Source organism: Microbacterium sulfonylureivorans (assembly GCF_003999995.1).
Taxonomy (GTDB): Bacteria; Actinomycetota; Actinomycetes; order Actinomycetales; family Microbacteriaceae; genus Microbacterium; species Microbacterium sulfonylureivorans.
In genome coordinates, this window is record NZ_RJAD01000001.1 from 1,396,287 (window position 1) to 1,416,778 (window position 20,492).

13 protein-coding genes are annotated in these 20,492 nt (G+C 68.2%); 5 read left to right on the forward strand and 8 right to left on the reverse strand.

Annotation, left to right across the window (positions count from 1 at the left end):
* Positions 1–91: 91 nt before the first annotated feature.
* The 3 genes from EER34_RS06225 (at position 92) to EER34_RS06240 (ending at position 9,362) form a co-directional block, all read left to right on the forward strand.
* The gene (locus tag EER34_RS06225; RefSeq protein WP_164743465.1) at positions 92–6,235 is read left to right on the forward strand and encodes an RHS repeat domain-containing protein; all 6,144 of its coding nucleotides are present in this window, start codon (positions 92–94) and stop codon (positions 6,233–6,235) included.
* Positions 6,236–7,474: 1,239 nt separating this feature from the next.
* The gene (locus tag EER34_RS06235; protein ID WP_127473645.1) at positions 7,475–7,987 is read left to right on the forward strand and encodes a hypothetical protein; all 513 of its coding nucleotides are present in this window, start codon (positions 7,475–7,477) and stop codon (positions 7,985–7,987) included.
* A gap of 811 nt (positions 7,988–8,798) precedes the next feature.
* Complete coding sequence (locus EER34_RS06240) at positions 8,799–9,362, forward strand: hypothetical protein (protein WP_240642152.1); 564 nt, start codon at positions 8,799–8,801, stop codon at positions 9,360–9,362.
* Positions 9,363–9,805: 443 nt separating this feature from the next.
* Here EER34_RS06240 and EER34_RS06245 read toward each other — a convergent pair whose 3' ends face one another.
* Together EER34_RS06245 and EER34_RS17835 are read right to left on the reverse strand one after the other, a co-directional pair.
* The gene (locus EER34_RS06245; RefSeq protein WP_127473646.1) at positions 9,806–10,291 is read right to left on the reverse strand and encodes a GNAT family N-acetyltransferase; all 486 of its coding nucleotides are present in this window, start codon (positions 10,289–10,291) and stop codon (positions 9,806–9,808) included.
* Between the two features lie 27 nt (positions 10,292–10,318).
* Positions 10,319–10,957, reverse strand: coding sequence for a GntR family transcriptional regulator (locus EER34_RS17835; protein WP_127473647.1), 639 nt, complete (start codon positions 10,955–10,957; stop codon positions 10,319–10,321).
* Between the two features lie 376 nt (positions 10,958–11,333).
* Between EER34_RS17835 and EER34_RS06255 the strand changes: the two genes are divergently transcribed.
* On the forward strand, positions 11,334–11,540 hold the full coding sequence (locus EER34_RS06255) for a cold-shock protein (protein WP_127473648.1): 207 nt from the start codon (positions 11,334–11,336) through the stop codon (positions 11,538–11,540).
* A 122-nt stretch (positions 11,541–11,662) separates the two neighbouring features.
* Here the strand turns inward: EER34_RS06255 and EER34_RS06260 are convergent, their stop codons facing one another.
* Genes EER34_RS06260 through EER34_RS06280 form a run of 5 tightly spaced genes read right to left on the reverse strand, consistent with a single transcriptional unit; the run spans position 11,663 to position 17,753 of the window.
* Positions 11,663–13,747: a bifunctional lysylphosphatidylglycerol flippase/synthetase MprF gene (locus EER34_RS06260; RefSeq protein ID WP_127473649.1), complete on the reverse strand. Its 2,085-nt coding sequence runs from the start codon at positions 13,745–13,747 to the stop codon at positions 11,663–11,665.
* Between the two features lie 27 nt (positions 13,748–13,774).
* On the reverse strand, positions 13,775–15,040 hold the full coding sequence (locus tag EER34_RS06265; protein WP_127473650.1) for a hypothetical protein: 1,266 nt from the start codon (positions 15,038–15,040) through the stop codon (positions 13,775–13,777).
* Positions 15,033–15,716 carry an HAD hydrolase-like protein gene (locus EER34_RS06270; protein WP_127473651.1) on the reverse strand — a complete coding sequence of 228 codons (684 nt, stop codon included), beginning with the start codon at positions 15,714–15,716 and terminating at the stop codon, positions 15,033–15,035. The genes EER34_RS06265 and EER34_RS06270 overlap by 8 nt, the downstream gene beginning before the upstream one ends.
* A 52-nt stretch (positions 15,717–15,768) precedes the next feature.
* Entirely contained in the window at positions 15,769–16,464 is a 696-nt protein-coding gene (gene nucS / locus EER34_RS06275) for an endonuclease NucS (RefSeq protein WP_127473652.1), read from the reverse strand.
* Between the two features lie 53 nt (positions 16,465–16,517).
* Complete coding sequence (locus tag EER34_RS06280) at positions 16,518–17,753, reverse strand: MFS transporter (RefSeq protein WP_127473653.1); 1,236 nt, start codon at positions 17,751–17,753, stop codon at positions 16,518–16,520.
* A gap of 81 nt (positions 17,754–17,834) precedes the next feature.
* Here EER34_RS06280 and EER34_RS06285 point away from each other — a divergent pair, with 81 nt between their 5' ends.
* Entirely contained in the window at positions 17,835–18,884 is a 1,050-nt protein-coding gene (locus tag EER34_RS06285; RefSeq protein ID WP_127473654.1) for a LacI family DNA-binding transcriptional regulator, read from the forward strand.
* Between the two features lie 10 nt (positions 18,885–18,894).
* Here EER34_RS06285 and EER34_RS06290 read toward each other — a convergent pair whose 3' ends face one another.
* Positions 18,895–20,436 (reverse strand): hypothetical protein, encoded by a 1,542-nt coding sequence (locus tag EER34_RS06290; protein WP_127473655.1) that lies wholly within the window; start codon positions 20,434–20,436, stop codon positions 18,895–18,897.
* Positions 20,437–20,492 lie beyond the last annotated feature (56 nt).

The following is a 20,492-nucleotide window of genomic DNA, read 5'->3' on the forward strand; positions in this document are numbered from 1 at the left end:
GCTGAAGCCTCCGGTCGCCCCGAACGAGGCGCCCACGCCAGACTTCGGGGACCCTGTACCTGGCAGCACGGCCGATGAGGTGGGTGGCGGTATGGCGCCGAACTCGTCGGCGAACGTGAAGCCGGTCACCTCGCCGCCGCTGCGGCCGGCGGAGTCCGTGCGCATCGAGACGCCAGCAGAGGGCAAGGCGAAGACCCAGACACGCGGACCGAAGGGCTCCGAGGCGGGCAGGGTGGCCGGCAGCTGGCAGGAGATCGATGGTCAGCCGATTGACATCGCGGCAGCCGAAAGTGACCTGGGCACCGCGGCGGCCGTCGAGGTGCGTGTCGTCGATCCGGCCGACGTCAAAGGCGTCTCGTCCGTGCCTCTGGCCATCGAGCTTGCACGCGGTGACGAGAAGGATGACGCTGCTGTAGTCGCCGTGAGGGTCCCGACCGATGCTCTTACTGCCCAGTTCGGCGCAGATTTCGCTGGCCGGCTCTCCTGGGTCCAGGTTCCTGTCTCCGGCGACAAAGCTAAGAAGGCAGACCTGAAGAAGGCGAAACCGGTCGCCGCTGCCGCCACCGAGGGCGCAATCGTGCTTACGCCCGTCGTCTCAGGTGAACCGACGCTGCTGGTTGCTATGGCAGCGGCATCCTCGACGTCGGGCACCGGAACCTACGCCGCGACTCCGCTGAAGTCCTCGTCAACGTGGGATGTCGCGGAGCAGACCGGGGCGTTCACCTGGGCCTACGAGATGGCACTTCCACCCGCGGGCGTTGGGCCACAGCCTGCCCTAGGGCTGTCGTACAACTCACAATCCGTCGACGGGCAGACGGGCTCTACCAACAACCAGCCTTCAGCGGTTGGTGAGGGATGGGAGCTGGAAGGCAGTGCCTTCATCGAACGCCGTTTCGTCGGGTGCGCAGTTGACGACGGATCAACCGGCGCGGTTACGACATCGGGAGACCTCTGCTGGAAGACCGACAACGCGACCATCTCCATGGCCGGCCACTCCGGCCCGCTCGTCAAGGACACCACCAGCGGCAGGTGGCGTCTCGCCAACGACGACGGCACCCGGTTCGAACACCTGCAAGGCACCGCCCAAGGCTGCGCGAGCAACGGCACGGTGAACACCGACTGCTGGAAGATGACCACCACCGACGGCACGCAGTACTTCTTCGGCCTGAACCGACTCCCCGGTTGGGTGACCGGCAAGGCGGAGACGAACTCGACTTGGACCGTCCCGGTCTTCGGTAACGACCCCGGAGAGCCCTGCAAGGCATCCACGTTCGCAGCATCCTCCTGCATGCAGGCGTGGCGGTGGAACCTCGACTACGTCGTCGACGTGAGCGGCAACGCGCAGACCAGGTACTACACAGCTGAGCCCAACAAGTACGCAAAGAACGGGACGGGCGCCACGTCCTACACCCGCGGCGGTGTGCTCTCCCGCATCGAGTACGGACTCCGGTCGAACAACCTCTTCAACACCACCAGCGCCGGCTTCAAGGTCAACTTCACCTACGACGGCAAGGGCCGCTGCGCCGACGCGTCCGGCACGACCTGCACCACGATGTCGCTGACCGGCACCACGAAGCCGACCACGCCCAGCGCCTACCCTGACGTTCCCTGGGACCAGTTCTGCACCGCAACTTCCTGCTCGAGCTCTCAGAAGGCGCCCACGTTCTTCACCAATGCCCGCCTGAGCAAGGTTCAAGCCCAGGTGCTGGTCGCCGGTGCATACTCCACCACCGACACTTGGACGCTTTCTCACTCGTACCCGGCGCCCGGTGACGGCGGAAGCGCCGCGTTGTGGATGACGAAAGTGCAGCACGCAGGGTCCAAGGCGGGTCAGACAGCCATCAACGAGCCCGCCACCGAGTTCTCCGGAACTACCATGCAGAACCGCGTCTGGGTGGTAGACGGTCTGGCCCCGCTAACGAAGTGGCGCCTCAGCTCGATCAAGACGACCCTGGGCGCGGTCGTCAGCGTCAACTATGCCGCTGCCGACTGCACACCCAGCGAAGCGTCCACGCTCCTGGCAAGCCCGCAATCCAATACGCGCTGGTGCTTCCCCGAATGGTGGTCACCTGACACCACCCCGCCTATGCCCGCCAAGCTGGACCTGTTCCACAAGTACCCCGTCACATCTGTGAACGTCGACGCCCGTACCGGAAGCGCGCTGAGCAAGGTGACCAAGTCGCAGTACATCTACGGGACCCCGAAGTGGCGGTACAACGACTCGCCACTCACCCCGAAGAACAAGCGGACCTGGAACCAGTTCGCTGGCGTCGACACCGTGGAGGTGCGTGAGGGTGACCCGGCCACGCCGACGAAACAAAAGGTGACCAAGAGCTGGTACTACCAAGGGATCAACGGCGACAGGGCGAACGCTTCGGGCGGGAGCAAGACCGGCACCGTTACGGGCACCTCCATCCCTGACGAGCGCTGGTTCGCCGGGCAGTTGCACCGCCAGCAATCCCTTCTCGGTGTCGGCGGCGCTGTTCTCAACGACAGCATCTCGACTCCATGGGCGTCCGCAGTCACATCGAACGACGGCACTGTCCAAGCTCGGATGGTTCGAGTCGGTCGCACGGTAGTCACCGAGCCGGTCTCCGCCGGCGGCAACCGCACCCTCGACACACAGACCACCTATGAAGGCACGTACGGTCTTCCTACCAGCGAGTCGGTCATCCCGTCCGACGCGGACACCAAGTGCACCACCACGACGTACGCCAGCGCAAACACGACTGCTTGGATCATCGGGCTGCCGTCCGAGACGCGCACCGTTGCCAAAGCATGCGCGGATCTCGGCTCTGCTCAGTTCCCCGAGGACCTCATTAGACAGCAGCGCACGGCCTACGATGGGCTCGCCTGGGGCGCCGCTCCAACAAAGGGTCGACCCACGGCCACCGAAGCCGTCGACAAGTACGTCAGTGGACAACCGCATTGGGCCCCCGTGACCACGAGCACGTATGACGCGCTCGGCCGACCGCTCGCCGTGACAGATCAGCTCGGACGAACGAGCACCACGGCATACACGCCGGCGGCGACACTCCCATTGACCAGCACGGTTGCCACTAACACCGCTCCGTTTTCGTGGGCAATCACCACGACCTTCGAACCCACTACTGGCACTCAATCTTCGATGACAGACCCCAACGGAGCGCTCACTTCAATGACCGTTGATGCGCTCGGCCGCACGGCGAAGGTCTGGCTACCGCTTCGGCCGAAGTCCGCAAACCCGACCAGCCCCTCGATGGCGTACGAGTACACGCTGTCGCAGACAACGCCGAACGCCATCAAGACGACGACGTACAGGGCCGGCAACAATGTGACGCAGTTCGAGCTGTTCGACGGGCTCGCTCGCTCTGTTCAGACTCAGACCTCGGCATCCGGCGGCGGCTCCGTCATCAGCACCACCGCCTACGACGACCAAGGCCGCGCTTACTGGGTCGACAATCCGTACTGGACGACCTCCGTCACACCAAGCGCCGGACTGTTCGTTCCTGACAGTCAGAACGCGATTCCGTCTCAGGTCACGACGAGTTATGACGCGGCGGGCCGGATCACCAAGTCGTCGACCAACGGCCTCGGACAGTTCAAGTTCGCGACCACGACGGCCTACCTCGGTGGTGACCGTGTGGACAGCGTGCCACCGGAGGGCGGCACACCGACGAGCACATTCACGAACTCACTCGGCCAGAAGACGAAGCTCGTCCAGCATCTCTCGTCCGAGATCACGACCACCGGGCAAGCCACCATCTACGGCTACGACCACGCAGGCAACCTCACGTCGATGACCGACCCCGCGGGAAATGACTGGGGCTGGACCTACGACCTGCGAGGGTTCCGCACCAGCACTACGGACCCCGACGCGGGAACCTCCTCGGCAACATACGACAACGCAGGCAACATGCTCACCACGACCGATGCGCGCGGCCAGACCGTCGCCAGCACGTTCGACGAGCTCAACCGACGGACCGCGTCCTACGCTGGATCGGCCAGCGGTGCGATGCTCGCCTCGTGGACGTACGACACTGTGAAGAAGGGCATGGTGACCACCAGTTCTTCGTACGTCGGCTCCGTCCCCGGAACACCAGGCGACAAGTACAGCAACACCGTGGTCAGCTACGACGCCGCCGGGAACGTCACACGCTCCACGGTGTCCATACCCTCCACGGCGCCGGCGTTCGGAGGCACCACCTACACCACCACCGCCGGGTACTACGCCGACTCATCCGTGTCCGTGAGGAACGTACCCGCCATCGGTGGACTACCGGCAGAACAGATCCTCTACTCGTACGACGGGTTGGGCCGTCTCAGCAGCGTGCGCGGCAACGGCGGCATCCTCAACGGCACCGTCTACTCACCCATTGGCCAGCTCGCCCAGTTCAACCGCCTGAACCTGGGCGCAGAGGCGTACTCGAGCTACGGCTACGACTCCGTCACCGGTGCCCTTCTCACCATTAAAGACAACGCGGTCTTCGATGGCTCCGGCCACTACGTCGCAGACCGCACCTACACTCGCGACGACGCTGGCAACATCACCTCGGCCTCCACGTCGTCGGTACTGCCGACGCCACGGACCCAGAAGTATTGCTACGAATACGACGCGCTGCGGCAGCTGACCGCGGCATGGTCGCCCGCCGACCCGACACCTTGCGCGACTGCGCCGAGCGCAGCAGCACTCGGAGGACCGGCCCCCCTTTGGTTGGATTACACGTACGACGTTGAGACCGGCAACCGGACCTCCGTGACTTCGCACGCGGCAGACGGCACGACCAAGTCCGCAACGTACTCCTACCCCGCCGCAGGCAGCGCGCAACCGCACGCGGTGACGTCCCTCGCCGGTGACGCGAGCCTGGGAGCCGGCGCGTATGACACAGACGAAGCCGGCAACTTCACCGAGATGCCCGGAAAGACGCTCACCTACAACGAAACCGGGAAACTGGAGACCGTCACGATGGGCACTGAGACCCAAACTCAGATCTACGACGCCTCCGGCAACCTCCTGCTTAGGGTCAGCTCATCGGAAGGCGCCGCGCTCTTCCTCGGGGACACGGTGCTAACGAAGAAGGCGACGGGCGCGACTGTGTACGGCGTCCGTACATACGCCGGGGTGAAGGACGTCCCCGTCGCGGAGCGAAAAGCGAACACCGACGTCACCGGGTCGGTTGTGACGTGGTTGTTCGCGGACGTTGCGGGGGCAGTCGACACCCAGACAGTCGCGTCGACGGGTACGACCGTTCAGAAGTTCCGGGACCCGTTCGGGAACCCGCTCGGAGGAGCGAGCGGCTTCTGGGAGAACGGAAATGGCTACCTCAACAAGCCGGGAACAGAGAGCACTAGCCTGACGACGCTCGGAGCGCGCACGTATAGCCCGCTTCTCGGCAAGTTCCTCAGTGTCGATCCGATTACGGATGCAAGCAACCCGCAGCAGAACACCGGGTATGCGTACGGATGGAACAACCCGCTATCGGCTCCTGACCCCACCGGCCTTGCACCCAAGTTTGTGATCCCCGACAAATGCAGCGGGAACTGTGGGGGAGGGACAAGGTCCTCCAACTCATCAAAGCCGCCGGGCTATAGCCAGTCGATGGCCGCGGGATCTTGGGCGCGGGCGCAGGGTGAGAAACTACTCGCCGCGATCCCTGCGCGTAACCCTTGGACGACGGGGTGGGGCCAGCTCGAGGCAGACTTGCGAGCGCGCGCCGATGCGTACGGGTACATCAACACCGCCAACTTCCTTCAGAGCGAGCAAGGAGCACTCGTCTACGGATGGGCATCCGGTGCTTGGAAGACGAAGTCCAAGACGTTCGGACCCGACTCGCGCATCACGCAGGGTCTTCGAGATGGGACTCTCGCGTCGGTCTATCGCCAGAAGGTGAATGCCGCCCTGCGGTCGGGCGGGGAGCTTCCGGGCCCGGAATGGCAGTCGGCTGGGAAGCTGAGCCTCACAAATGCGGTCCTCTACAACGATGGATTCACCTTGGCAACTTACGGATCGGCGAGCGACGCGAACAGATCCGCGCTTGTAATCGGCTCCTATAGCCTTGACGCAGTCGTTGCACAACGTGACGGCAACGTCCTGGTGGTCCAGTACACGGCAACTAACTCGACCACGCTCGGATCCGCCGTACCTCTTCCTGGAGACGATTGGCGACCGCTTCTTGACTCCTTGCCCGGGGATACGGGGCCTTTCTCCGAAGTCACACAACACTTCACCTGGACGGAGACAATCAGGACATGGTGAATGGCCGACCGTGGATGGCTATCGGACCATTGCTAGCGCTGGGAGCGCTACTCACAAGCTGCACCTCCGGCGGTGATTACGCCTACGGGCTGAGCGAAGACGACCTCGCTGGCACCTGGAGCGCGGGCGCTGACCTCGAAGCAAGCGTTGAACTCGAGGCTGACGGAACGTTTGTGGCGACTTCGTGGCCTCGGAATGTAATGTGCTCTGGTGCAGGTGCGGAATACTCCGACGAGCTGCCGGGTGCGCCGACAATTGACTTCGAGGGTGTGTGGACGTTCAACGCCGGGCAGTCCGGAAGCAATCTGCCCGACGTCAAGCTCAGCCCGCCTGCCGAGCTGTGCCCGGACGATAGTCCGCGCGCCTACCTGTGGCGCAGCGCTGACAACAATCTCAAGTTGTGCTTCCCACTTGGCACCCTCGACCCCGACGCGTTTCGGAAGGATCGGATGCTCATCCTCGGTACCGGTGTCGACACTGGGCCAGGTTCGGACGACTCGTGCGTCTAGCTTCTTACTCTGCCAAGGGCTCAATTCCGGTCGCCGATGGGACGAGCATCTATGTCCAGTTAGCATCTGACGGTGATTCCGGCCAGTGGTGCGGATCCGCCTTCAATGACGTGGACCTCCAGTCGCTCCCGGAAGGCAAGTGGGTGACCGGTGACGGCGACCTCACAGAGCAACCGTGCGTTTGGTAGCGAGGATGCCCTTCGCCTCGGTCCGAACGGTCCGCGCTCTCTCGATTGCGTGCCTCCTATTCGGATTCGCCGCGGCGATTGCCGCCTGCGGAGTGCCCTTGGTTCCGGTGGCTCCCGAACGAGTGCCCCTTTGGATGAGAATCGAAGATGGAGTGGCTGAGTTCCTATGGTGCGGTGAGCCCACGTCGCCGCATGACTACATGAGGGTCGAGTACATCGTGTTCTCTGACCCCCGCGAGGAGGGCGTCGCGGCCGAGGGCCGTGGCACATTCACCCTAAGCAAGGGAGATCGATTCTCAACCCAATCGCCACCGGGTGAGCTTCGTTACACAACCTCGGCGCTGGTGCCGTCCCCCCAGGAGTCCGCGAGAGTCTTCGCCAGTGCGGGGGAAGCCTCCGACGACATCAGCTGGACTGCAGCATTCGAGCCAGGCACTCTCGGCGACGCCTCAGATCGGGCGTGGCTGTCACCGACCGGGGCCACCGAGTCGGACCCTTGTACGCAACCCTGAGACGGACGGATGGTCGTGCGACGAGGAAGAGTGAGCAGGTACATCGTGAAGAGATCGCTTTCGTTGGTAGCACTAACCGCCGCACTGCTCGTGTTGACCGCGTGCTCCGGGGGCAACCTCGCGTTCGGGGTGACGGCTGAACAGCTCGTTGGTACCTGGAGTGCAGGTGGCGAACTCGACACTCGACTGACACTGAGTGAGGACGGCACGCTGAGTGCCACTGACTGGCCCGCGAGCCTGGACTGCCAGGACAACGACGCCGATACTGTCGACGACTTGCCCGAATCTGAGCGCCTTGACGTCTCCGGGACGTGGGAGGCCGGAACCGACGAAGTGAGCCACGTGGTCACGCTTTGGTTGGACAACGACGTCTGCCCCCTCGGTGGCTCTATGGCCTACGTCTGGCGCAGTGTGGGCGGCGATCTCGCGATGTGTTTGAAAATCCCCCAGTCCGTGCCCGGCGATGAATTGGTGCCGGGCCAGGTGTTGAATCTCAATCTCGACGTCGACGACAGCGAGCGAGACATTGCCGCGTGCCTCTGATTACACCAAGACTCGCTCCGCCCACCGACGTCTGCCCGGACGGGACACCGCAGGCCTACCCCTGGCGCGATTCCGGGGGCGTCGTCAGTCCGTGTTTCCCTCTCTCGACGTCGGACCCCGACGGCTTCCAGCAAAACAGGACACTGATCCTTCACAGGCGCGGGAACCCGAGAACTCCTTCCGCTGAGCCGTGTGTCCGACGATGGGAGCGACCGAATGAGGACAAGAGGTCGTCGCCTCTCATCGCGCCGTGCAGCCCTCGTCGTGTTCTCCTCACGCTGGCTACGGCGGCTCTGCTGGTGGTGATGGCGGGGTGCTCTGGAACTCCGGTCACAGCGAAAGAGGCGCGTGCCAACTCTGACGCGGCACGAGCAGTCGCGGAGCGGAATCTGGCCGACGTCATCGAGTCCGCCGGGCTGCCGGGGTCCCAGCCTGTAGCGGCGGCGCGAGATGGGGTCTGCACATCGGTGGACTATTCGTACAACCCGTACGGCAAGTGGTACCTCACGACCTCCGTTCCCCTTCAAGCCGGTACGGAACAATCGACTCTCGACCGGATCGTTGCCGCGTACAAGGCGCGGGACGGCTGGAGAATCATTGGCGAAGAGCCCGGGGTGTTGGCGAGCACTGACCGTGTCCTGGCTAGCACCGGCGACGTAGTCAGTGAAAGACCGGAGGTGAGGGTGAGTATCGACCTCACCTCGCATGCTCTGCTGCTGACCTCGGAGAGTGACTGCTACCGCAAGGAGCACTCGGGCTAGCTCGAGGATCATGTTCGGATGGGGCGAGGTGACCGGAAAGAAGGCGGGATGTGGACGTCGATGCGAACGCGGTAGGCGCGCCAGCGAAGCGCGCCATGACTGTCATACGGGTCTGTCTCGGAGTGGTGATTGCCGGGCTGGTGATCAGCGGGGTGACCGCGTTCCCGCTCCGTGAAGAGCTGACCCTGGGCTCAGAACTCCTGCGCTCCATCGGTGCCGCGTCGTGGTTGCCTGGGTTGGCCGGGTGGGTGGACCGAGTTGCCGACGCGCTCGCCGCCACCGGCGAGCAGTACCCGTTCCTCGCCTACGGAACAGACTGGTTGGCGTTTGCCCACCTGCTGATAGCGGTCGCCTTCGTCGGGCCGTTTCGGGACCCGGTGCGCAACATCTGGGTTACACAATGGGGGCTCATCGCGTGCGCAGGCATCGTGCCGCTCGCGTTGATTGCCGGAACGGTGAGGGGTCTGCCGCTCGGGTGGCAGCTCATCGACATAAGCTTCGGTTTGCTGGCTGCGATCCCGCTCACAATCGCGCTGGTGCTGACTAGGCGCCTCGAGCGCCAGCGCTTGCCGGTCATCAGCGGAGTGCACGAGGTATCCGGATCCGAGACATGAATGCCGCATACGCCAGCTGCCGGTACTCGAAGGGGCACCGGTCACGCTTGACAGCGAGCGGCTCTGCGGGTGGAGGCTGCTTCGCACCTGCCTGGTTTGAGACCGGTGAAGCGGGCGCTGAGGCCCTACGTCGGCTGAGGCATGCCGGGAGCGGAGGGCCGCGCATGTGCTTCACATGTCGATTGAAGCCAGCACCGGCGGCCCCGCTGAGGGTCCAGAAAGCGTGTCAGAAAAGCCCCTAGAAGGGGACGAAAAGCGGCAACCCGAAACCCCGCCTGACCTGGAGGAAGTAGATCCGCCTGGAAAAGTTCGGGGCTTGGCGCGGAATCGGAAGTAAAGCGTGCTCGCGATCCCTTGAGACTCAAGGGGTCTGGGATTTACGAACAGAGTCACAGAGCGCAGAAGGCCCCCGGTGACGGGGGCCTTCTTCTTCGTCCGGCGGCCTACTCGAGGGTCGGCACCAGCGTGAACACGATCTCCTCGACGTCGCGCCCGGCCCCCGGTGCGAAGTCGACGTTGCGCGACACCTCGGTGAACCCGACCTTCGTCAGCACGGCGATCGATCCGGCGTTGTGGGCGGCGGCGCGCGCGAACAGCGGCCGCACCGGCTCGCGCGAGACGAGGTGGCGAAGCGCCTCGGTCGCGACGCCCCGGCCCCATGCGTGACGGGCGATCCAGAAGCTCACCTCCCGATCGCCGTCGACCGTGAAGGCTGCGGCCGTGCCGGCGAAGCCGCCGTTCTCGGTCACCACCTGGTAGAGGACCTCGGCGTCGCCGCGCTGTCGTGCGATCCACGCGTCGAACGCCTCGCGGTCGCCTGGGTCTTCGGCGGTGAAGGCCGCCATCGCCACGCCCTCGGGGTCGCGCATCATCTCGAAGACGGCGTCGAGGTCGTCGTCGTCGAGATTCCTCAGCTCGATGTGGTTCACACGCCCACCGTAGCGAGAGGCGCCGACTCAGGTGAGGCCGTGCAGCTCGCGCAGGAGAGCCTCGGCCCGCACGCCGTCGCGCCGGGTCAGGGCATCCCGGAACTCCTCGTACGTCGCGGAGCGGCCGACGGGGCACTCGATCAGCGGGCGCCAGGTCGCCACGTTGCGTCGGATGGCCAGCTCGGCCTCGCGCATGAAGCGGATGATCGCGACGTTGCCGGTGGCCTTCGTCAGCTTGGCGAAGAAGACGTGGCTCGTGCTCATCAGCCGGACGTAGTCGTCGTCGCGGGAAGCCGCGATCACGTCGCCGAGCTCGGCGACGGCGTCGTCGAGTACCTCGTCGGGGGCGTGGACGACCGCCATGCGCACGGCGTTGCCCATGAGGTATGCGACGAACTCGAGGGTGTCGGCCTGTGCCTTGCTGTTCGGCGTCGACACGCGCGTGTAGCGATGCGGCGACACCTCGACGAGTCCGACCCGCTCGAGTCGCTGCAGTGCCTCGCGCACAGGAGTCCGCGAGACACCCAGCCATTCGGCCAGGTCGTGGTCGCGCAGGCGCTCGCCGGGGGCGAGGCTTCCGTCGAGGATCGCCTCGCCGAGGCGCGTGTAGACCTCGTCGCCGAGGACGGTGCCGCGCGGGACGACCGGGGTGAGCGGAATGGCCATGAGTGGGACCAGTGTACGGCTGCCGATTCATCTGCATATACCGCTCCCCGGCCGGTGGACGAAACCGTCCGGATCGCCGCACGGAGGGGCTGATCCGGGGTGCGTCGAACAGCGTCGTCACCCTCGCCGTCACGCCGATATATCGGTAGCATGTGCGTGTCACGCTTAGGCGTGGCCTATCCGGGGGGATCCGTCGACGCCCGGGCTTCGAGCACTGCTCAGCCCGGGCGTCCGATGGGCCCGCGGAACCTCGCGGCCGGACGATGTGCAACGTTTTCGTCACCATCCGAAACCCGCATCGCGGCACCGCCCATACACCATTACCGTGGAGATGACTCGTGGCATGAGCGCGAGCACCCCAGTAGAACGGCAAGTAATGAGCACGCAGGGCACCGTCAAGTGGTTCAACTCGGAGAAGGGCTTCGGCTTCATCGCTCCTGACGAGGGCGGCGCAGACGTCTTCGCGCACTACACCGCCATCTCGGCGAGCGGCTACCGCTCGCTCGAGGAGAACCAGCGGGTCGAGTTCGAGATCGCCCAGGGCCCCAAGGGCCTGCAGGCAGAGAACATCCGCCCCATCTGAACCCGCGGGCCCTCGGGCCCGTCTCAGCGGAGCTGCGCCGCGGCACCTCCTCTGCGCCCGAGGCGTCGAGTGGATGCCGCGGCACAGTCGCGCCCGGCCAGGGGGCCGGGCGCTTTCGCGTCTCAGTCGCGATCGCCGCGCACGAGCTCGAGTCCGGCGCCGGCGAACTGGCGCAGCGTCGCGTCCGGCAGGAACGCGCGGGTGAGCCCCGCGCCGATGCGGGTGAGGTCGCTCTCGTCGCGGAAGAGCAGGTACATGGTCTCGTAGCGCGGGTGGAACTTGCTCTTGAACCGGTGGAGCGACTGGAAGCCGTAGACGGGCTCGAGCATGCCGGCGAGCCGGTCCGAAAGCGATGCGATGGATCCGGCATCCGGCGGGTACTCGTGAGCCAGCGGCGCCCCGGACAGCGACATGATCTCGGCGCCCTCCTCTGAGAACAGGCGGGCGGAGGATCCGATGAGGTACTCCATCACCGGGCCGAATCCGCCGTCGCGCCGTCGCATGAGGTCGAGCGTCCATCCGCGCACGGTGGCTTCGCCGCCACCGTCGCCGTACACCGGCAGCCACGACAGGAATCCGTCGACGTCTCCGTCCGGTGAGATCGCGAGGGCGAGGCGCACCTCGGGATCCTCCGCCTGGTCGAGCGTCCCGAGCGTGAACCCCATCTCGGGCAGCCCCTTGTCGCCGACCCACATCTCGGAGATGGCCCTCAGCTGCTGGCGGATGCCCCACGGCTCGTCGCCGAGCCGCGTCATCCGGAACGTCATCTCCTCGCGCCCCGCGCGATTGAGCGACGTGCGGACGGCGTTCCACCGCTTGCCGGTGAACTCCAGGCCCGGCAGGTCGACGATCGTGTCGTCGGCGACCACGAGGCTGCGCCACCCGGGGGGCACCGCGGCCTTCGTCGCCTCGCTCGAGCTGAAGAAGCACGGCACCAGGCCCGCGCTCTCCGCCGCGTGGATGAACTCCGACACGGACTGCGCCCGGGATGCCTCGGCCCCGAGCGGGTCGGCCAGCACGATCGCCACCCCGGCTCGTCGCTGGTACGCCAGGATGCCGCCGGCGCGGGTGCGCGCATAGCTGTTGCCGTCCCACGTGGTCATCCACGACAGCGTCCCGCCGCCGTGGGCGTGGAGCGCGGCCTTCACGTCGGCGACGGTGGGGACCGGCATCGATCCCAGCGTGCTCCGGCGTCGGGCACGGAAGGCCCCGCGCACCCAGACGAGGTAGACGAGCATGAGCAGCCACATCGCGGATTGCGCGATGGAGACGTTGAAGTCGCCGACCTGCTCATCGATCGCATCGGCCCCGACGACCGCGACCGCGACGACGAGCACGAGCCCCGTGAAGATGTTGAAGGCGGCGAGCACGATCGTCCACACCCAGGCCCACCGGCGACCGCGCCGCAGGCCGTCGGCGAGCACGGCGATCACGATGACGTCGATCGCGATGTCGATGGGCGGTCCGTCGGTCGCGGCGGTGTGGCCGAACGGCCCGTCCGTGGGGATGACGAAGGTCAGCACGTCCACGGCGAGGATCACGAACGCCGACACGAAGGCGATCAGCCGCTGCTCGCGGACCGTCGTGCGCTGCACCCGCAGCGACCGGTCGACGAAGAGGACGAGGAGCACCGCGAACGCGTGCTCGAGGTCGGCGAGGGATCCCCAGAAGAACAGCGTCACGAACGAGAAGCCCAGGACGACGAGCCACGCGCGCACGCGCCACGGCGAGACGAGCAGCCCGGCGGCGGCGGCGATGCCCGCCATCGTCCCTCCGGAGGGGCCCACATCGAGCATCGTGGACTCGACCTGCGCCCACGGCCACGGCAGGAACGCCGCCACCCACAGGAACAGCGCGCTCGCGAAGATCGCGAACAGCTGCCCGACGCCGAAGTACCCGAGGGCGGCGGCCGAGCCGCGGCGGAGCTCGAGGTACGCGAGACCCGCGAAGCTCGGGATGACGAACAGGTAGACGATCGGATGGTCGACGAAGAACGTGCCGGTGACCGGCGTCCACCAGCGGCCCTCGATGAGGGCGGGCAGGCCGTAGGCAACGGCGTCGAAGAGCGGATTCTCCGAGAAGGGGCTCCACAGCCCGCCGAACACGACGCCCACGACGAGGATCAGCGCGACGAGGGAGAGTGTCGCCGGGATGCGCGCGGCAGCGGCGACGACGGGGTGGCGCGATCGCGTGGGGGCGTCGGTCATGGGTTCACGATAGCGACGCTCCCGGGGTCAGGACGGGTCGATCCTCGCGTAGTCGGCCAGTGCCTTGGCGTCCTCGGCATCCCGCATCGCGCGCCTCGCGGAGTCGAGCGCACCCACCGGATCCTGCGCCTGACGCGCCCGCGCGAGCTCGTGCTGCGCGGAGAGGAGTCGAGTGCGCGCATCGGCTCCTCCCTTCGCGTGGGCGACGGATGCCTCGGCCTGCGCGATCGCGCTCCGGGCGGCCGCGAGCGTCCCCGGCAGGGCGGTGCGCGCCCCTCGGAGGCGCTGCTGCGCGGTGCGGGCGTCGCCGAGCGCGAGGTCGAGCCGACCACGCAGGCGGGCGATGCGGTCCACGGTCCGGGAGGGTCTGCGGTCGGCATCCGCCTCGACGACGGACAGCTCGGCCTCGATCGCCCGCAGCTCCTCCCCCAGCCTCCCGGCGTCGTCGGCGTCGAGGTGCTCGCGGATGACGCCGGCCTGGCGCAGCGCGGTGCGGGCGGCGTCGATCTCTCCGGGGACGGCCTGCGCGGCCTGGAGCACGAGCCGGTGCGACTCCTCGAGGATGCGGGCGTCGACCTCGGCCTGGCGCAGCGACCGCTCGGCCGCGCCCAGCTGCGCGAGGACGCTCTGCGACGGATCGGCGGCGCGCGCGGCGGCGGCGTCCAGCTGCCGCGCCGCCTCGTCGGCCTCCGCCAGCGCGGCGTGCGCGGCGTGCGCGGCGTCCCGCCACTCCTCGTCCGCGAAGCGGGCGGAGAGCTCCGAGACGAGTGCGTCGGGATCGCCCATCGATGCGCGCAGCTCCGCCAGGCGCTCGCGGGCGGCGTCGATCTGGGTGGCCGCCGAGACGTTCGCCGCCACCCACGCCGCATGCTCCGACCGCGCCGCCGCGATGGACCGGAGTGCGTCGGTCGTCCGCTTGTCGATGGCGGCGGCCGCGCGGCGCACCTCGTCGGGAGCGACGTCCGCCCGGCTGATCGCCCGGTACTCGTCGAACGACCGGTCGCGCGCGTGCTGTCCGTTCAGTCGCGCCCGTCGCAGCGACACCGGCGCTCCGCCGCCGTAGAGCGCTCCAGAGAGGCCCACCTCGAGGTCGAGCTCGGCCACCTCGTCGTCGAGGCGCACCAGGGCGGCTCCGGCGGCGACCCGGGCCCGCTCGGCGGCTGCCCGGGCGCGCGGCGATCGGCGGGCGCGGCGGACCGCCCACGCCGCGACCGCGACCAGGATCGCCGCCACGCCGAACACGACCACCGCGGGCACGAGCCACGCGAGGACCGAGCCGACGATCTCAGCCATCCGAGTCCTCGAAGAGCAGCAGGCGCCGGAGCTGTGCGGCGTCGTCGACCGCGGCCTGCGCACCATCGGCCTCGTGCGGCCAGCTGAATCCCCAGCGGACGAAGATCACCGGAACGCCCTGGTCAGCCCCGCCCTCGACGTCGTGGTGGCGGTCTCCGATCAGCACCGGCCGGCTCGTGTCGACGCCGGCCGACTGCAGCCGGCGCAGAGCCTCGGCGACGATGTCGGACTTGGCGCTGAGCGTCTTCTCGTCGGGCGTCGCGCCGACGATCGCGGTGAGCGAGGACGAGAGGTCGAAGTGGTCCATCAGTGCGACGACCTGCACCTCGGGCTTCGAGCTGGCCGTGGCCTGCGGTATCCCGGCGGCCGCGACATCCCGGATCAGGTCGGCGATGCCGTCGAACAGCCTCGCGCCCGTCGTGTACCCGTCGGCCTTGCCCATCGCGCGGTAGAAGGCGACGGCTTCGGATGCCTCGTCCGGCGTCATGCCGACGTTCACCTGGAACGACTCGTACATGGGCGGCCCGATCCAGTGGACCAGCTCGGCGCGGGTCGGCGGACGCTTGCCGAAGTGCTCGAGGGCGACCGTCAGCCGGCGAAGGATCCCGTCGGACGCGTCGACGATCGTGCCGTCGACATCCCACAGCACGCACGTCCAGGGAGATCGTCTCGGCATGCCTCCCACCCTATTCGGCCCCGGCACCGGCTCCGGCGAACGAAGACCCGGGTCAGAAGAGGCGCGGGGCGCCGGACTCGATGCCCTTCATGCCCTCGTAGTCGAGGGTCACGCATCGGATGCCGCGATCGGCGGCGAGCACCTTGGCCTGAGGTTTGATCTCCTGGGCGGCGAACACGCCCGTGACCGGCGCGAGGTGCGGGTCTCGGCCGAGCAGCTCGAGGTATCGCGTCAGCTGCTCCACACCGTCGATGTCGCCCCGGCGCTTGACCTCGACGGCGATCGTGCCGCCGGCCGGATCGCGCAGCAGCAGGTCGACCGGTCCGATGGCCGTGGGGAACTCGCGGCGGACGAGCGTGAGGTTGTCGCCGATCACGTCGACCTGCTCGGCGAGGAGCCGCTGGAGGTCGGCCTCGACGCCGTCCTTCTGCAGGCCGGGATCGATGCCGAGCTCGTGCGACGAGTCGTGGAGCACCTCGTAGATGCGCACGAGGAGGGCGTCGCCCGTCTTCGCGTGCGTCACGCGCCAGTGCTCGAGCACTCCCGCGGCCTGGGAGTCGGCATCCGGCTCTTCGACGTCGAGCCGGCAGGGCGGGCTCATCCAGTTCAGGGGCTTGTAGGAGCCGCCGTCGGAGTGGACCAGCAGGCTCCCGTCGCCTTTGTGGACGAGCAGGCGCGTCGCGAGGGGCAGATGGGCCGTGAGCCGTCCGGTGTAGTCGACGGAGCAGCGGGCGATGACGAGACGCACCCGAAGAGCCTAGCCCGGGGCCCTCCCCCTGGTGCGACCGCGTCGAGTCCGACTCAGCGGTGCGGGTGCCCGGCGCCGACGGTGGATCCGGCGATCGGCTTCGCGGCGGGCGACGCGATGCCGGATGCCACGGCCAGCGCGACCAGGATGTACAGCGTGTTGAGCAGACCGATCTGCTCGCTGATGAACCCGAGGATCGGCGGACCGCACAGGAACGAGATGTACCCGATCGTCGCGGCGGCGCTCACGCGGGCCGCGGCCTTGGCCGGGTCGTCGGCGGCGGCCGACATGCCGAGCGGGAACCCGAGCGAGACCCCGGCGCCCCACAGGGCGGCGGCGACGAAGACGAGCGGGATCGTCGGGGCGAGGATGAACAGCAGCAGTCCCCCGGCTGCGAGGACCGACAGCACGCGGAGGGTGTTCACGCGGCCGAAGCGGTCGACGAGGGGGCCGCCGAAGACGCGCACGACGGTCATGCTGACGGAGAAGACGGTGAGGCCGAGCGCACCGACGGCCGCGGTGGCGCCGTGTCCCTCGACCATGCCGAGGGCGAGCCAGTCGTTCGCGCCGCCCTCGGCGAACGCCATGCCGAGCATGATCACGCCGAGCGCGTAGGTGCGGGGCTCGCGCCACGCCTCGAGAGAGGTGTGGAGGCGCTCGCGCCAGTGGGGCTTGTCGGCCTCGGCCTCGGTGTCGCCCGTGATCTCCCGCGCCGGGACGTTCGCGTAGGCCGCGAACGCGATGACGACGATCACGACGGACATGACGGCGGTGTGCACGAGGACGTTGATGTGCTGGGATGCCGCGAACGCGCCGATCCCGGCGCCGATCACGGTGCCGAAGCTGAAGAACGCGTGGAAGAGGGGAAGGATCGTCTTGCTCCCCTGCTTCTCGATCGCGGCGCCCTCGACGTTCATCATCACGTCGACCGCCCCGTTGCCGAGGCCGAACATCACGAGCCCCGCCACCACGACGACGAAGCTGTGGGCGACGTCCGTGCCGACGCCGATCAGCAGCACGCCCGCCGCGAACACCATCATCGCGACGAGCATGCCCTTGCGCGCACCGAACCGGGCGAGCACCGGCGTCGCGAGTGACAGGCCGACGATGGAGGCGATGCCGGCTCCCAGCAGCATGAGGCCGATCTGGATGTTGTCGACCCCGAGGGTCTCCTTGATCGTCGGAACCCGCGACGCCCAGGTGGCGATGCTGAGGCCGCTCGCGAGGAAGATCGCGAAGATCGCCGTGCGCCAGCGCACGTACTGCGGTCGAGTGAGGACGAGTTCCATGCGCACACTTTACCGAATCGATTCGAGTGCTGTCGAATCGATTCGACGTCCGCTATCGCAACGCGCTACCATCATTCGGACATGAGCACACGCCGGGCCACCATCTCCGACGTCGCGCGCGAAGCGGGCGTCTCGCCGTCGACCGCGTCGGTCGTCTTCAGCGGCAAGACCCCGGTGTCGGACGCCACGCGCCGCCGCGTTCTCGATGCCGCCTCCGCGCTCGGCTACACCGGGCCCGACCCGCGAGCGGCGTCGCTGCGGCGCGGACGATCGGGAATCGTCGGCGTCGTGTTCGAGGAGCACCTGGGCACGGCCTTCCTCGATCCGGTGAAGACGCTCATGATGGACGGTCTGTCCGACGTGGTCGCCCCGCTCGGCGCCGGGCTGCTCCTTCTTCGCGACCACGACCCGAGCGGTGCCGGCGCATCGCTGACCACCGCTCCGCTCGACGCCGCCGTGCTCGTCGGCTGCAGCGGGCACCTCCGCGAGTCGCTCGACGCCGTCCGGGCGCGCGGCATCCCCGTCGTCGTCATCGAAGGCGACGCGGGAGAGGATGTGCCGCGCATCGGCCTCGACAACCGCGAGGCGCAGCGGCAGGCGGCGAGCCACCTCCGCGCCCTCGGTCACCGTCGTGTCGCGATCGTCGCCCTTCCGGCCCGCGCGGGGTGGGAGGCGGGCTGGATCCTCGACGGCACGGCGATCACCATCGACGTCACCCGCGAGCGACTCGCCGGCGCCAGGGACGTGTTCCCCGACGCCCAGGCCTACGCCGCGGCGGGAAGCTTCATCGACAAGGGGCTGGCGGCCGGCCGGGTGCTGTTCGCCGACCCCGCCGACCGCCCGACCGCCGTCATCGCGCAGAGCGATCTGCTGGCCGCGGGGGTGATCCGGGCTGCCGAGGAGGCGGGGCTTCGGGTTCCCGGCGACGTCAGCGTGACGGGCTTCGACGGCATCGTCGTCGACGGTCTCGCGCCCTATGAGCTCACGACGCTCGTGCAGCCCGCGGCCGAGAAGGGCCGCGCGGCCGGACGTGCCGTCGCGGCGATGCTCGACGGCGGCGACGCCGCATCGATCAGCTTCACGTGCGAGTTCCGCGAGGGCAACACGACGGCTGCCGCACCGGCCGACTGACGCCGCGACGTCAGGAGCGCTGCGGACCGAGCGGCAGTCCGCGGTCGCCGAAGTCGGCGATCGTGTACCGGCCGCAGTCGACGAGCTCGGCATCCGCCATCGTCACGCCGCCGGGCAGCGCGAACGTCACCGTCTGGTCGTCGAGGACGAGGAACGAGACCTCGCCGACGGCGAAGTCCTCGCGATTGACGAGCCACGCGTAGCCGCGCAGCTCATGGTCGACCTGCACCAGCCGAGCCGGGTCGGCCAGATGGGCCTTGGGCAGCCGCACGGTCCAGAACTGGCCGGCGCCGGTGCGGCCCGAGGCATCCGTCCATGCCACGACGCAGTCGAGATCGGCGTCGGGCGCCTGCGCGGCGGTCGTGATCCGCGGAACCGCGATCCCACCCGCGAGCACGAGCGCTCCCGCGGCCGCGATCGCCGTCACGACCGGAGCGACTCGAGGGGATGCCGCGTTCCGCACGAGCGCCGGGAGCACGACGAGCCCGAGCACCGGCCCGAACGCGATCGGCTGCAGGTACCGCGCCGCGTGAGTGCCCAGTACGACGGCGCCGATCACGACGAGCACCGGCATGAGCCAGCCGCATGCCGCCACCACCGCCGGACCCACGTCGCCGCGCCGTGCGAAAACCACCGTCGCGGCGAGGCACCAGGCGAACAGGAGCAGCCCGAGGATGATCCCGACGATTCCGCCGGGCCCGGTCCATCGCTCCGCGACGAGGCCGGCGTAGTACCCGGCCGAGGCGAGCCACTGCGACGGATCGGCGTAGCCGGCTCCGGTGTTCGCGATGAGCCGGGCCAGCGGGATCCGGCCGGCGAATCCCGCCGCGGAGCCCGCGGCCAGCGCGACGATCAGCCACCGCGCCGCGCCGCGGGAGCGCGGCGTGCGGATCGCGACGACGGCGAGAACGAGCACCACAGGGAAGACCGCCCACGCGGCGAAGAGCGGGTTGGTGAGGACGGATGCCGCGGCCACCGCTCCGGCCGTCCACGCCGGCCATCGGCGTGCGGGCGCCTCGACCCCGCGTCGGGCGACTCCGACGACCAGCACCGCGGCGACGACGGTCGCGCTGTAGTACGTGGTCGTCAGGAGCAGGGACGCCGGTTCGAGGGCATCGCGGCTCGGTGACGCCTCGGTCGCCGCCAGTACGGCGAAGGCGGTGAAGCCGAGCAGCGCGCCGGCCACCGGCGCAGGGGTGCGCGCGGCCGACCCCGCCGCTGCGCGCAGCGCGCCGTAGAGCGCGAGGAGGTTCACGACCGCTGCGAGGCCGAGCGTCGCGGCCGCTCCGAGTCCGAGGGCCGACAGCATCGCGAGGACGGCGATCTCCGGCAGGAAGAGCACGGTCGACAACGCCCAGTCCTGGGCCTGACCCGACGCGAGCGAACGCACGACGAGTGTCGTGACGAGCGAGTCGCCGTCCCGGAAGAGCAGCTCCGAGCGCGCCGACGAGGCCACGACGGCGACCGCCACGACGGCGATCGCGAGGGCGGTCGTCCACCCTGCGAGCTCCCGCGGCCAGCGGGGCGCGCGTGGGCCCGTGTCATCGGCCATCACGACGTCCACTCTCGCACGGACGGCGGGCGCGGCATCCGCTCGACCGGACGCGG